Consider the following 14,463-nt stretch of genomic DNA (forward strand, 5'->3'; position numbering starts at 1 on the left):
CTAATACAATTACAAAGTGTTTTTTTAGATTTAATAATAAAGAATAATATTAGAAATTTTTAAATAATCGGTAGATTTTATCAAAAACTGTTAATTTATCAACAGTGGTGCTTGCGTAGACTTTTGTTTTAGTCTTACCAAAGAGGTATCCCTCCCCAATTGTATCCTGATCATTAAATTCATAAGTTCCAATAAATTGATTTTTCTTAATAGGTGCAACTAGTTTATTTTTTGACTTGAAAGATAATTTAGGAGCAGTATTTATTTTATGAATAGCATAGATATTGGTTTTAGTTTTGATACTAATTTTGTCTTTTTTTCCGTTTTCTACAGCAATTCGGTTAGGCAAAGGTTGATCCTTTTTTACCATCAATTTCTTCTGATAGTTCTGAAAGCAATAATCTAAGAGTTGATTGGTTTGAGTGAAACGAGCATAGTGATCTTCTTTTGTATGATTAGCATGAAGCAGAACCGTTATCAAACGCATATTGTTTTCAGTGGCTGTAGCAATATAAGTTTGTCCTGCTAAATTGGTCGTACCAGTTTTTAAACCATCTACGCCAGCTCGGCCCATTTCTTGACCAGGAAGAAGGTAATTTGAGCTATAAAGTGTTTCATAACCCCATATCATCTGCGGCTGTGATGTGATTTGAAGAACTTCCGGAAAATCATGAATCAGATGATAAGCTATTATAGCTAATGATTTGGCGCTGAGCATGTTTTCGTCTTTTGGGGATGAACCGGGATAGGTATGACCTTTAAGGAGACTGTTTGGAAGACCAGAGGAATCGACTAGTAAATAATCTGTGATCCCCCATTGTTCGACTTGCTTTTTCATCATGTCGACAAATTTTGGCTCACTTCCAGCAATATATTCAGCCAATGCGATAGCTGAGCTATTAGCCGAGACAATTAAACTTGAGTCAACCAATTCTTTAACAGAATAGGTATCACTGGTAAGCGGAGGGTTACTTATTTCAGGATCAGTCGCAAGGCTTTGTGCATATTCTGAAAGCTTAACTTGATCATTCCAAGAAATCTTTCCAGCTTTTATTTCCTTTAAAGTGATATAGATTGTTAAAAGCTTGGTGAGAGAAGCAATCGGTGCTTTTTTATTACCACTTTTTTCATAAAGAATTTTACCAGTGTCAGATTCAACAGCAATAGCATGGCGACTATCCGCTGAAAAGTCAGCCGCGAAAACTGTTTGAGCAGAAAACGTAACTAATAATGACATGGTTAATATGAGTATTACAATAAACTTTTTCATACTTTAATTTTATCAGGCTTTCCACTCTAGGTCAAAGAAGTTAAATAGAGAGTTGCACATATATCACTGCGTATCGATTATAAGACTAAAAAAGCTGAAAATTTTCTTCCCAGCTTTTTGGTTTTATAAATTAGTATTAACATAATCAACGAAGTGATTCCACCAAACTTTTAAGAAGAAACTGCGCTTAACTTCTTGATTGGCTTGAATAGTGACAACTGGTGATTTACCAATGTACCCCATTCCAATGATGTTTGGATCCTTATATTTTGCAGTCGCCAGTGTGTCACCATTGGCTAGTGGAGCATAGAAAGGATTTTCGTTCTTGTTATAAATGATTTCATTTTGATGTGTTGTACCAATTTTTTTGATAATCGTCATGTCTTCTTTTGGAGAAATTGAAACAGACTGATCCGGACTATCTTTAATAGCGAAGGATTTATCTTTGATGACTTGATTTTTCTTAAGTAAAGTGACGCGTTCAAAATTTTGGTAGAGGTAATCTAACAAGAGAGAAGTTGTCTTAAATGGCTCAGTCACATCGTTATCTTCTTGATGCGCTCCAATAACAATAGAGATGACTTTCATTTTATTAATTTTGCTACTGGCGATGAAAGTCGGACCACTTTTTTCCGGGCTTCCTAAGAAGAGTCCATTGATGCCAACTCTTTCATAAGGGTAGCCTTCTAACATATAATTATAAGAGTAGATATCTTGACCATCAAAAGTTGCCTTTGGCAGACTAGTATACTTAAGGACCTCGGGATATTCCGTCAATAAGTGATGGGTAATGATGGCTAAATCTTTAGCACTCAGTTTATTTTCTGCGGATTGCTTAGACTTGGGATAGATGTTATCACCAAGAATAGAGTTGGGTAAACCAGTTGCATTATAGAGCTTTGCATCATTGATGCCCCATACCTCCAGTTGCTTTTTCATCTTATCGACAAAAATGGGTTCTGTTCCGCCAATTTTTTCAGCTAAAGCAATGGCTGCGCTGTTAGCATTAGTCACTAACATGGCCTTCATCAATTGCTTTACAGTATATTTCCTTGCATCAAGTGGCACGTTACTAATTGTGTAGTTTGTAGTTAATTGAAAAGGATAGTCAGAAATAGTGACCGGTGAAGACCATTCTAGTTTACCTTGTTCGATTTCTTTATAGACCATATAAGTTGTCAAAACTTTGGTGGCAGATGCGACTGGTAAAATCTTTTTTGCATTTTTTTCATAGAGGACTTTCCCTGATTCTATATCAAAGGCAATTGCACTGTCTGTTTTTAACTCTATATCTTCAGCGGAGGTAGTCGTAATAGTTATCGTTGATACTAGCAATGATAGTATCATTATTATTTTTTTCATTATTTAGTCCCGTTCTTGTCGTATGTTACCATTATATCATAGTATGACATCTCATTTTGGTCAAGATTTGTGTTTTATTCTAAGTTAGTAAAGCGTTAACATGAGAATAAAACTAAAATCATTAAAAGTACACAAAATCGCACTAAATAGGAGAAAAAAACGTTTCCAATATGATAAACAGTCACTAATGTTATTTGTAGATATAAAATATTCAGATAACTTTGTCTTCAATATTCTTTTTAAATAAAAATTATGATATAATATTTTTAATTAACACATAACTTTTGTGTTTTGTGTATAGAAATGAAGAAAAATTTTAGGAGTGTCTCTTATGAAAAATGGGAAATGGTTAGCGGCAGCGGGGATTGCTGTTTTGTCAGTTTCAGCTTTGACTGCCTGTGGTAATGGTTCAAGTAAAGATAGCAAAAGTAAAACCTATAGCTATGTTTATACAACTGATCCTGATACCTTGGATTACTTAGTTTCAGGGCGTTCAACAACCAGTGAAATCACCCAAAATGGTGTTGATGGCTTGATGGAATATGACAACGAAGGGAATTTGGTTCCTTCTGTAGCTAAAAGCTGGACAGTATCAAAAGACGGTTTAACTTATACCTATAAAATACGTAAAGATTCAAAATGGTATACAGCTGATGGTGAAGAATACGCTAAGGTAACAGCGGAAGACTTTGTGACTGGCATGAAACATGCTGCAGATAGCAATTCTGATGCCCTTTACCTAGTTCAAGATTCAATTAAAGGTTTAAGTGATTATATCGATGGGAAAACAAAAGATTTCTCAACTGTTGGTGTTAAAGCCATTGACAAAAACACAGTTCAATATACATTGAAACAACCAGAAAGTTTCTGGAATTCTAAATTAACTTATGGTATCTTATCTCCAGTTAATGCAGATTTTCTAAAATCACAAGGTAAAGATTTTGGTAAAGCATCTGATGCTTCATCGATTCTTTATAACGGACCATTCCTTATCTCCGCATTAACAAGTAAATCATCAATTGAATTTACAAAAAATGAAAACTATTGGGATAAAGAAGATGTTCACTTAGATGCTGTTCAATTAACTTACTATGATGGACAAGATCAAGAGTCTCTATTTAGAAACTTTGATAAAGGTGCTTATTCGGCTGCACGTTTATTCCCAACAACTCCATCTTACAAGACAGCTAAGAAAAAATATGGCGAAAACATCACTTATGCACCTCAAAAATCAAATATTTATTATGCAACATTTAATTTAAACCGTACGGCTTATGACCATACTAAAAAGACAGACGATAAACAAAAAGAGGATACTCGTAAAGCAGTTCTAAATAAAGATTTCCGTCAAGCTTTAACATTTGGTTTTAACCGTAAATCCTATACAGCTCAATCAGCTGGTGAAGAAGCAGCAAGCAAATCACTTCGTAATATGCTAATTCCACCAGCATTTGTTCAAATTAAGGGTGAAGACTTTGGCAAGACTGTTGAAAAAGATTTAGCGACATACGGAGATCAATGGAAAGATGTTAGCCTAGCTGATGCCCAAGATGGTCTTTACAATAAAGACAAAGCTAAGGCTCAAATGGATAAAGCTAAAGAAGCCTTGGAAGCTGAAGGTGTTCAATTCCCAATTCACATTGATATGCCTCAAGATCAGACTGCTACCGTAAATATGCAACAAGCCCAATCCATGAAGCAATCAATGGAAGACTCACTTGGTAAAGAAAATGTTGTAATTGACATTATTGAGCTCAATGCTGATACCTATAACAATGTTACTTATATGGCAGAAACACCAACTCAACAAGATTGGGATATTTCTACAGCTTCTGGATGGAGTCCTGACTACTTAGACCCAAGCTCATATCTTGATATCTTTAATCCAAGCTTGGCTAATGCACAAACTAAATTTATTGGACTTGAACCAATTAAAGATAATACTATAGCATCTGAAGCTGGTTTAGATGAATTTACTAAATTAGCAAATGAAGCAAGTAAGATTACTGATGACAAGGATGCTCGTTATGAAAAATATGCAAAAGCACAAGCTGCTCTTGCGGATTCAGCAGTCTACATTCCAACATACTCACTTGGAGGAACGCCTGCAGTAACAAAAGTTGTTCCATTCTCAGCTGCATTTGGTTGGGCAGGTAACAAATCAGATAATACATATTTCAAATATGTACAATTACAAGATAAACCTGTAACGGCTAAACAATTCAACAAAGCAATGAAGGATTGGAAAAAGTCAAAAGAAAAATCAAATAAAAAATATGAAGAGTCATTAGAAAAGCATATTGAAAAATAAGGCTAGTTCAATTAAGAACTTTCTCTAAATCTGAGAAAGTTCTTTTGAACTTATTATGAGGATTGGAATGAAAAAGTATATATTCGAGCGCATTTTGAGGTCTTTGATTTCAATTTTGTTGGTAACGACATTAACTTATGTCATTGTTTTTACATTGGTACCAACAAACTTGATTTTTAAACAGGACCCCAACTATAATAAGATGGTGACTACACCAGATAAGAAAGATAACTACCGTAATACCATTTTTGAACGCATGGGTTATGTTAATTACTATAATAGTAAAGAACTTCAAAGCAAAGCTGAAAAAATGGATAAGACCGTGACGATTGAACCAACTGCTAAAAATAAAGCGGTCTACAAAAAATTCATCAAGCAACAAGGTAAAGGTTGGACGCTGAAAGAATTCGAAGAAAGCAAAGAATTTTATGCGGTTAGAAATATTCCAATCTATGAACGTGTTTGGAACTTCTTTAGTCATATCCTTGTTATTGATCATCCTTGGACGATACAAGATCCAAAGAATCCTAATTTGGAACGCTATATTAGACCCGAAATGGATCCAGCAGTCGGACCTGCCTTAGTTGGTTCTGGAACTAAGCATAAATACTTGCTCTTCTTTGATGGGAATTTCCCATTCATTCACCAAAACTTTGTTTCCTTTGACTTAGGAACTTCTTATCCAACCTATGCTAATATTCCTGTAATTCAGGTTATCACACAAGGACAAGGTAGAAGTCTATCAGAACAAACTAAATTCCCGTCTGGAGTTACTAAGTTTTCACCAATTGATATCACAAGTAGAACTTATAAATCACCTAAAGCTGCAGATGCTCGTGACCGAGCTAATTTCGGCCCGAAAGATCCTTATACAGCAACTAAGAATAAACATGCTGAGCCATCAATGATTGCAAATTCATTTAAAATTGGAATCATTGGTGTTGCCTTGTCATATATTATTGGGCTACCTATTGGTATGCTTATGGCCTATTATAAAGATGGAATTTTTGATCGATTTTCTACAGCAGCTACAACATTTATGTTGGCTTTGCCAAGTATTGCCTTGATTTATATTGTTCGCTTCTTGGGTTCGAAAATTGGTTTACCAGATACTTTTCCATTGTTAGGAGCCAGTGATCCAAGATCTTATGTATTGCCTGCATTAATTTTAGGTATTTTAGGAACGCCAGGAACCGTTGTATGGTTCCGTCGTTATATCGTTGACTTACAAGGAAGCGATTTTGTTCGATTTGCGCGTGCAAAAGGATTAACAGAAGCTGAAATTTCAAAAAATCACCTATTTAAGCAAGCGATGGTACCAATTGTTAATGGTATTCCCCAAGCAATTGTTGCAACTATCGCAGGTGCGACACTGACTGAAACAGTCTTTGCCTTCCCAGGTATGGGTAAAATGTTAATTGATGCTATTAAAGCAGCAAATAACTCAATGGTCGTTGGACTAGTCTTTATCTTTGCAGTCTTATCAATTCTTGCTTTATTAGCAGGGGACATTTTAATGACTATCTTAGATCCACGGATTAAATTATCAAGTAAAGGAGGGAAATAATGGCATCTATAGATAAAAGCAAGTTCGAATTTGTCGAACTAGATAGTTATGCATCAGAAGTCATTGATGCCCCTTCCTATTCATACTGGAAATCAGTATTTAGACAATTCTTTTCACGTAAATCTACTATTGTAATGTTAGTTATTTTAATTGCAATCATCCTAATGAGTTTTGTATATCCGATGTTTGCTAACTATGACTTTGGTGATGTGTCAAACATTAATGATTTCTCTAAACGCTATATCTCTCCAAATGGGGAATATTGGTTTGGTACAGACAAAAATGGTCAGTCACTCTTTGATGGTGTTTGGTATGGTGCTAGAAACTCGATCCTAATTTCCGTTATTGCTACAGCAATCAATATGATTGTTGGGGTAGTTGTTGGTGGCCTTTGGGGAGTTTCAAAAGCAGTTGATAAGGTAATGATTGAAGTCTACAATGTTATTTCTAACTTACCTCAAATGCTTATCATTATTGTCTTAACTTATTCAATTGGTGCTGGTTTCTGGAACCTTATCTTTGCCTTCTGTGTAACTGGATGGATAGGGATTGCTTATGCTGTCCGTGTCCAAGTACTCCGTTACCGTGATTTAGAGTATAACTTAGCCAGTCAAACACTAGGAACACCAACTTACAAAATTGTATCCAAAAATTTATTACCACAGTTAGTTTCTGTTATTGTATCAATGGTTTCTCTTTTGTTACCAGCCTACATTTCATCAGAAGCCTTCTTATCATTTTTTGGTTTAGGATTACCATTGTCAGAACCAAGTTTAGGCCGTTTGATTTCAAATTATTCATCATATTTGACAACAAACGCTTACCTATTCTGGATTCCATTAACTACTCTTATTCTAGTATCTCTTCCACTTTATATAGTTGGACAAAACTTAGCAGATGCTAGTGACCCAAGAACACATAGATAGGAGTAGTCATGACTGAAAATAAAGAAGTAATTTTAAGTGCAAAGAATGTTGTTGTTGAATTTGACGTACGTGACCGTGTTTTGACTGCCATCCGTGATATCTCTATCGATTTACATGAAGGAGAAGTCCTTGCGGTTGTTGGCGAGTCAGGTAGTGGTAAGTCAGTACTAACAAAAACATTTACCGGAATGTTAGAATCTAATGGTCGCGTTGCCTCAGGGTCGATTGATTACCGCGGACAAGAACTAACAAAACTAAAAAATCATAAAGATTGGGAAGGAATACGTGGTGCAAAAATTGCGACCATCTTCCAAGACCCGATGACCAGTTTAGACCCAATTCAAACCATTGGGAAACAAATTACGGAAGTAATAGTTAAACATCAGAAAAAACCTAGATCAGAAGCTAAAAAACTTGCGATTGATTATATGAATAAAGTTGGTATTCCAGAAGCTGAAAAACGTTTTGATGAATATCCTTTCCAATACTCTGGTGGGATGAGACAACGTATCGTTATTGCCATTGCTCTTGCATGTCGTCCAGATATCCTTATCTGTGATGAGCCAACAACAGCTTTAGACGTTACTATCCAAGCTCAAATTATTGACTTATTAAAAACACTTCAAAAAGAATACGAATTTACAATCATCTTCATCACTCATGATTTGGGCGTTGTTGCAAGTATTGCAACCAACGTTGCAGTAATGTATGCTGGCGAAGTTGTTGAGTATGGAACGGTTGAGGATGTTTTCTATGATCCTCGTCATCCATATACATGGAGTTTATTATCAAGTCTACCTCAATTAGCAGATGACAAGGGGATTCTCTTTTCAATTCCCGGAACGCCTCCATCTTTATACAAACCAATTATTGGCGACGCCTTTGCTCCAAGATCTCAGTATGCTATGAAGATTGATTTTGAAGAAGCTGTTCCAAAATTTGATATTAGCGACAGCCATTGGGCTAAAACATGGTTACTCCATCCGGAGGCACCAAAAGTTCAAAAACCAGTAGTTATACAAAATTTACATGAGAAAATCTCAAGTAAGCAAATTTATCGGGAGGAAGGAAATGTCTGAGAAGCTAGTTGAAGTCAAAGACTTAGAAATTTCCTTCGGTGAAGGAAAGAAAAAATTTGTTGCTGTTAAAAATGCCAATTTCTTTATTAATCGAGGGGAAACTTTTTCTTTGGTTGGTGAGTCAGGAAGTGGGAAAACAACAATTGGGCGTGCTATCATTGGTTTAAATGATACGAGTTCAGGTGAAATCATTTATGATGGTAAACAAATCAATAAGAAAAAAAGTAATTCAGAACGTGAAGAATTAATTAAAAAGATTCAAATGATCTTTCAAGATCCAGCAGCAAGTTTGAATGAACGTGCAACTGTTGACTATATTATTTCTGAAGGACTATACAATCATAAACTGTTCAAAAGTGAAGAAGACCGTAAAGATAAAATCAAAAACATGATGACAGAAGTTGGACTTTTGTCTGAACATTTAACACGTTATCCTCATGAATTTTCAGGTGGACAACGTCAGCGTATCGGGATTGCGCGTGCTTTAGTTATGGATCCAGAATTTATTATTGCTGATGAGCCTATCTCGGCTCTAGACGTTTCGGTTCGAGCTCAAGTGCTAAATCTTCTAAAACGGATGCAAAGAGAAAAAGGTTTAACTTATCTCTTTATTGCCCATGATTTATCAGTAGTTCGGTTCATATCTGATCGAATCGCAGTTATTCATAAAGGTGTTATTGTAGAAGTAGCTGAAACTGAAGAATTATTTATCAATCCAGTTCATCCATATACTAAATCTCTATTATCCGCTGTACCGATTCCGGATCCAATTTTGGAAAGACAGAAAAAACTTCTTGTCTATAACGTTGATCAGCATGACTATACAGTTGACAAACCAGAAATGGTAGAAATCCAACCAGGTCACTTCGTTTGGGCGAATAAATTAGAAACAGAGAAATATAAAAAGGAAATTGCTGATAGACAGCAGTCCAACTAAAAAAACTCCTTAAAGGCACTGCACCCAATAAATGAGACACAAGAAAAACACTCCTGTTGGAAAGTCAACGAAAAACTAGACACGGAGTTAAGAGAATTTAAGAATTATATTTTTCAAAGTCTTTTGGAGACTTGTAATCAAGACCTGAATGCATCCTTTTTGTATTGTAATAGGTCTCAATGTATTTAAATATTTCTTGAGTAGCCTCAGCTCTTGTCTCAAAATGAGCATCATTAATAAGCTCCCTCTTTAGCGTCTTATAAAAAGACTCCATCATTGCATTGTCATAGGGATTTCCTTTACGACTCATGCTAGATTGAGCACCGACTTGACGAAGAGTAGATTGATAACGAGAGCTTGTATATTGACTCCCTTGATCAGTATGGACAATCAAGCCAGGCTGAGGATGTTCTTTCCCACAAGCTTGTAATAAGCAATCCCTCACCAGTTTATCTTGCATCCGTGAAGACATTGACCAGCCTACAATCTTACGTGAAAAAACGTCGATATTCACGGCTAAGTATAAGGTGCCTTCTTTGGTAGGGATATAGGTCATGTCTCCCAGCCATACTTTATTAGGAGCTGTTGCTTTAAAGATCTGATTAATTAAATTGGGTCTTGAAAGCGAAGCTCCTTTTCTGTTGTAATGTTTATATTTATAACGGCTTCCCTTGGCATAAAGTCCCATCAAGTGCATCAGTTTCCCAACACGTTTCGTGTTGGTCATAATACCAGTATTATGAAGTACCTTGGTAATTCTAACCGCACCATAGCGTCCCTTATGCTCATGAAAGACAGCTTTTATCTTCTCTGAGAGAATTTCTCTCTCCACTTGTTGTTTTGAAGGACGACGATGCATGTATTCATAGAAACCTGAGCGAGAAACCTTAAGAACTTTTACTGCATGCTTAATTTTTATCTTCCCATGATGTTTCAAGAGAAATTCAAAACGTTTTACTTGCTTCGCTTCAAGAAGACCCGGAACTTTTTTAGAAGTTCAAGTTCCTCCTGAAGATAACGATTTTCTTTCTCTAACAATTTAATCTTATGTTGGGCATCAGCCAGGGCTGTCCCATTGCCTGGAAAAGCACTTTCTCCATATTCTTCAACTTCTTGAACCCAGCGATAAAGACTATTGGCATGAACCTCAAGCTCTTGGCTGACTTCTTTAACAGAGTAACCCTCTTCAAGAATGAGTTTTACTGCAGAATTTTTAAATTGTTTATCGAATTTTCTTCTTGCCATAATAAACCTTTCCACGATTTCTCTTAACTTTGTGTCTAGTTTATTATAACCTTTCCATGTAGAATTCTAGTAAAATAGAATCAGGAGTGTTTTATTATGGTCAAAAAAGCTTACTCGTTAGAAACCAAATTAGCCTGTATTGAAATGAAGAAATCAGGTAAGCCCGAAAAAGTTATTATGGATAGACTTGGTATTAAAAATAAAAGCCAGATATATACATGGTGGCGCTGGTATCAAAAAGGAGAAACGTATCGTTTTCATCAACCTGTAGGTAAGCAATATACTTACGGTCAAGGAATGGAACAGTTATCAGAAGTTGAGCAATTAAAACTACAAGTTGAACTTTTAAAAAAGTATCAAAGCTTGATGAGAAAATCGATAAAGTAACACTCATCAAGCTTGTTGATTACTACAGATATCAGTATCCATTAGGTTTTATTCTGGACTGTTTTAAGGTCTCACGCTCAACCTATTATCGGTGGAAATCTAATATCAAGCCTCCTATTCATGATAGTCTTATCGAAAAAGTTGAAGAGCTCTGCTTAAAATATAAGTTTATATATGGTTATAGAACCATTACAAGTCTTCTAAAGAAAGAGTTTGGGATTAATGCCAATGTAAAGAAAGTCTATCGTATCATGAAGAGCAGAGGGTGGCTATGTCGCACTAGAATAAAGAAGTCCCCTAAATTAGGTAGGCCATACTACGTCACAGACAATAAGCTAGACCGTGACTTTAAGGCAACCAGACCATTACAAAAACTAGTTACAGATATTACTTATCTCAACTTTGGAAAAACTACCTTATACTTGTCATCTATTATGGACCTTTATAATCGTGAAATTGTGGCCTATACTATTTCAGATACACAGGACAATGATCTTGTACTTGATACCCTTAATCAACTTGATTTAGAATCAGGAGTCCTATTACACAGTGATCAAGGATCTGTCTATACATCACATGCTTACTATCTCGCTTGTATTGAAAAAGGCATTACCCGCTCAATGTCTCGAAAAGGGACACCTGCAGATAACGCCTGTATTGAATGGTTTCACTCCGCTTTAAAGACTGAAACCTTTTATCTCCAAGATAGGAGAAAACACAACAAAGTTAGTATAACAAATATTGTTAAAAATTACATAACATTTTATAATGAAACTAGAATTCAACGTCATTTAAAAAACCAATCTCCTGTTCAATTCAGAAAATTGGTTTCATAAGAGTGTTTTTCTTCTGTCCCACTATTGGGGTGCAGTGCCAAAAGGAGTTTTTTTAGTTGGAATTGAAGGTATTGTTTGAATATATTAGATGTTATATTTTTGAAGAAAACACTCAACTTAATATAAAATAATATTATATAAGATAATATTGTTTTGGATATTGAAAAAAGTTGGATAATAATGGGAATATTGTTGATTTATTATGAATCAATCACACCTTCCGATATTAAGATCAGCCCCATTGCTATGACAGAAGTTATTTTACAGTAATTCAACAAACGATCTAAAAAAACATTCCATTTTTGACAAAGCCAAATAATGTAACTTTCGGAATGTCAAATAAACGACTACTAGCTTTCAATGACGGTTGATACTATTTGATGAACTTCGGATATGACAGTGTGGGCCGGAATTTAAATAGCTTAGCTGTGGTTTTAGATTAAGGCATACTAAATTTTAGTATTATTTTTACTGATGATACTTTTACTGTAGAAGAGGTCGATGATCGTGAAGTACTTGCATTTAAACAATTAGGTTTTGAACCACCCATATTAATATTAACTAAAGATCAAGAAAAACATCCATGAGTTAATGGATGAGGATGGGTAAGTAGCAAATCAAAGATAAAGATGTGAAGTCTAAAAATGTTATTGGAAATCCTGAAATAATTTAGAAACTCTATTGACAATCCCTTCAAAAGCATATATACTAATAAAGTTGTCAGAAAGCGAGCTAGTAGTCGAAAACAAAAAACGAAAAAGTTTAAAAAAGTTATTGACAAAGGCGTTGTGACCTGATAGAATATAATAGTTGTCTCGTAAGAGATAAGAAGACCTTTGAGAACTGAATAAGACAAAAACCAAACGTGCAGGGTGATATGTTTATGCATATTACCTGTCAATTAAGTAACAAAAAAACAATAAATCTGTCAGCGACAGATAAGAATGAGTTAAACATCAAATTAACATATAAATGAGAGTTTGATCCTGGCTCAGGACGAACGCTGGCGGCGTGCCTAATACATGCAAGTAGAACGCTGAAGACTGGTGCTTGCACTAGTCAGATGAGTTGCGAACGGGTGAGTAACGCGTAGGTAACCTACCTCATAGCGGGGGATAACTATTGGAAACGATAGCTAATACCGCATGACAATTAAGTACTCATGTACTAAATTTAAAAGGAGCAATTGCTTCACTATGAGATGGACCTGCGTTGTATTAGCTAGTTGGTGAGGTAACGGCTCACCAAGGCCACGATACATAGCCGACCTGAGAGGGTGATCGGCCACACTGGGACTGAGACACGGCCCAGACTCCTACGGGAGGCAGCAGTAGGGAATCTTCGGCAATGGGGGCAACCCTGACCGAGCAACGCCGCGTGAGTGAAGAAGGTTTTCGGATCGTAAAGCTCTGTTGTTAGAGAAGAACGGTAATGGGAGTGGAAAATCCATTACGTGACGGTAACTAACCAGAAAGGGACGGCTAACTACGTGCCAGCAGCCGCGGTAATACGTAGGTCTCGAGCGTTGTCCGGATTTATTGGGCGTAAAGCGAGCGCAGGCGGTTATTTAAGTCTGAAGTTAAAGGCCGTGGCTCAACCATGGTTCGCTTTGGAAACTGGATAACTTGAGTGCAGAAGGGGAGAGTGGAATTCCATGTGTAGCGGTGAAATGCGTAGATATATGGAGGAACACCGGTGGCGAAAGCGGCTCTCTGGTCTGTAACTGACGCTGAGGCTCGAAAGCGTGGGGAGCAAACAGGATTAGATACCCTGGTAGTCCACGCCGTAAACGATGAGTGCTAGGTGTTAGGCCCTTTCCGGGGCTTAGTGCCGCAGCTAACGCATTAAGCACTCCGCCTGGGGAGTACGACCGCAAGGTTGAAACTCAAAGGAATTGACGGGGGCCCGCACAAGCGGTGGAGCATGTGGTTTAATTCGAAGCAACGCGAAGAACCTTACCAGGTCTTGACATCCCTCTGACCGTCCTAGAGATAGGACTTTCCTTCGGGACAGAGGTGACAGGTGGTGCATGGTTGTCGTCAGCTCGTGTCGTGAGATGTTGGGTTAAGTCCCGCAACGAGCGCAACCCCTATTGTTAGTTGCCATCATTAAGTTGGGCACTCTAGCGAGACTGCCGGTAATAAACCGGAGGAAGGTGGGGATGACGTCAAATCATCATGCCCCTTATGACCTGGGCTACACACGTGCTACAATGGTTGGTACAACGAGTCGCAAGCCGGTGACGGCAAGCTAATCTCTTAAAGCCAATCTCAGTTCGGATTGTAGGCTGCAACTCGCCTACATGAAGTCGGAATCGCTAGTAATCGCGGATCAGCACGCCGCGGTGAATACGTTCCCGGGCCTTGTACACACCGCCCGTCACACCACGAGAGTTTGTAACACCCGAAGTCGGTGAGGTAACCTAATAGGAGCCAGCCGCCTAAGGTGGGATAGATGATTGGGGTGAAGTCGTAACAAGGTAGCCGTATCGGAAGGTGCGGCTGGATCACCTCCTTTCTAAGGAAATGGAAGCACGTTAGGAA

General features: G+C 37.0%; 9 protein-coding genes and 1 rRNA gene. 7 read left to right on the forward strand and 3 right to left on the reverse strand.

The window, feature by feature from the left end; all coding sequences use genetic code 11:
* Nucleotides 1-49 precede the first annotated feature (49 nt).
* Together pbp3 (MKY69_RS01920) and pbp3 (MKY69_RS01925) are read right to left on the reverse strand one after the other, a co-directional pair.
* Nucleotides 50-1,270, reverse strand: a complete 1,221-nt coding sequence (pbp3, locus tag MKY69_RS01920; protein WP_062806389.1) for a D-alanyl-D-alanine carboxypeptidase PBP3 — start codon at nt 1,268-1,270, stop codon at nt 50-52.
* Nucleotides 1,271-1,393: 123 nt separating this feature from the next.
* Nucleotides 1,394-2,632: a D-alanyl-D-alanine carboxypeptidase PBP3 gene (gene pbp3, locus MKY69_RS01925; protein ID WP_003108557.1), complete on the reverse strand. Its 1,239-nt coding sequence runs from the start codon at nt 2,630-2,632 to the stop codon at nt 1,394-1,396.
* Nucleotides 2,633-2,963: 331 nt separating this feature from the next.
* On the opposite strand from pbp3 (MKY69_RS01925), the gene MKY69_RS01930 reads away from it, so the two are divergent.
* From MKY69_RS01930 to MKY69_RS01950, 5 genes are all read left to right on the forward strand, one after another.
* A complete protein-coding gene (locus tag MKY69_RS01930; RefSeq protein ID WP_004234177.1) occupies nt 2,964-4,943 on the forward strand; it encodes a peptide ABC transporter substrate-binding protein in 1,980 nt (659 codons plus the stop codon).
* Nucleotides 4,944-5,010: 67 nt separating this feature from the next.
* Nucleotides 5,011-6,510, forward strand: a complete 1,500-nt coding sequence (locus tag MKY69_RS01935; RefSeq protein ID WP_340790890.1) for an ABC transporter permease — start codon at nt 5,011-5,013, stop codon at nt 6,508-6,510.
* Nucleotides 6,510-7,436: an oligopeptide ABC transporter permease OppC gene (gene oppC / locus MKY69_RS01940; protein ID WP_003104826.1), complete on the forward strand. Its 927-nt coding sequence runs from the start codon at nt 6,510-6,512 to the stop codon at nt 7,434-7,436. The genes MKY69_RS01935 and oppC overlap by 1 nt, the downstream gene beginning before the upstream one ends.
* Before the next feature lie 8 nt (nt 7,437-7,444).
* Nucleotides 7,445-8,515, forward strand: coding sequence for an ABC transporter ATP-binding protein (locus MKY69_RS01945; protein WP_003107438.1), 1,071 nt, complete (start codon nt 7,445-7,447; stop codon nt 8,513-8,515).
* Entirely contained in the window at nt 8,508-9,452 is a 945-nt protein-coding gene (locus MKY69_RS01950; protein WP_003108548.1) for an ATP-binding cassette domain-containing protein, read from the forward strand. Before MKY69_RS01945 ends, MKY69_RS01950 begins: the two co-directional genes overlap by 8 nt.
* A 97-nt stretch (nt 9,453-9,549) precedes the next feature.
* Here the strand turns inward: MKY69_RS01950 and MKY69_RS01955 are convergent.
* Nucleotides 9,550-10,697 (reverse strand): IS3 family transposase gene (locus MKY69_RS01955; RefSeq protein WP_096368445.1). Its coding sequence is split into 2 segments (ribosomal slippage): nt 9,550-10,445 and nt 10,445-10,697, totalling 1,149 coding nucleotides; the frame shifts between segments, so codons are not numbered across the junction.
* A gap of 96 nt (nt 10,698-10,793) precedes the next feature.
* On the opposite strand from MKY69_RS01955, the gene MKY69_RS01960 reads away from it, so the two are divergent.
* Nucleotides 10,794-11,920, forward strand: a protein-coding gene (locus MKY69_RS01960) for an IS3 family transposase (protein WP_233847614.1) whose coding sequence is annotated in 2 segments (ribosomal slippage) — nt 10,794-11,064 and nt 11,064-11,920 — 1,128 coding nt in all. Because the reading frame shifts where the segments join, the coding sequence is not laid out codon by codon here.
* Nucleotides 11,921-12,888: 968 nt separating this feature from the next.
* Nucleotides 12,889-14,437 (forward strand): 16S ribosomal RNA (locus MKY69_RS01965).
* Nucleotides 14,438-14,463 lie beyond the last annotated feature (26 nt).

The organism is Streptococcus sp. FSL R7-0212 (genome assembly GCF_038007985.1).
GTDB lineage: Bacteria > Bacillota > Bacilli > Lactobacillales > Streptococcaceae > Streptococcus > Streptococcus parauberis.

Excerpts from the sequence above, each read along its gene's own strand:
- MKY69_RS01935 (WP_340790890.1), top strand. The coding sequence starts at position 5,011 with ATGAAAAAGTATATATTCGAGCGCATTTTGAGGTCTTTGATTTCAATT.
- MKY69_RS01950 (WP_003108548.1), top strand. The coding sequence starts at position 8,508 with ATGTCTGAGAAGCTAGTTGAAGTCAAAGACTTAGAAATTTCCTTCGGT.
- oppC (WP_003104826.1), top strand. The coding sequence starts at position 6,510 with ATGGCATCTATAGATAAAAGCAAGTTCGAATTTGTCGAACTAGATAGT.
- pbp3 (WP_062806389.1), bottom strand. The coding sequence starts at position 1,270 with ATGAAAAAGTTTATTGTAATACTCATATTAACCATGTCATTATTAGTT.
- MKY69_RS01930 (WP_004234177.1), top strand. The coding sequence starts at position 2,964 with ATGAAAAATGGGAAATGGTTAGCGGCAGCGGGGATTGCTGTTTTGTCA.
- pbp3 (WP_003108557.1), bottom strand. The coding sequence starts at position 2,632 with ATGAAAAAAATAATAATGATACTATCATTGCTAGTATCAACGATAACT.
- MKY69_RS01945 (WP_003107438.1), top strand. The coding sequence starts at position 7,445 with ATGACTGAAAATAAAGAAGTAATTTTAAGTGCAAAGAATGTTGTTGTT.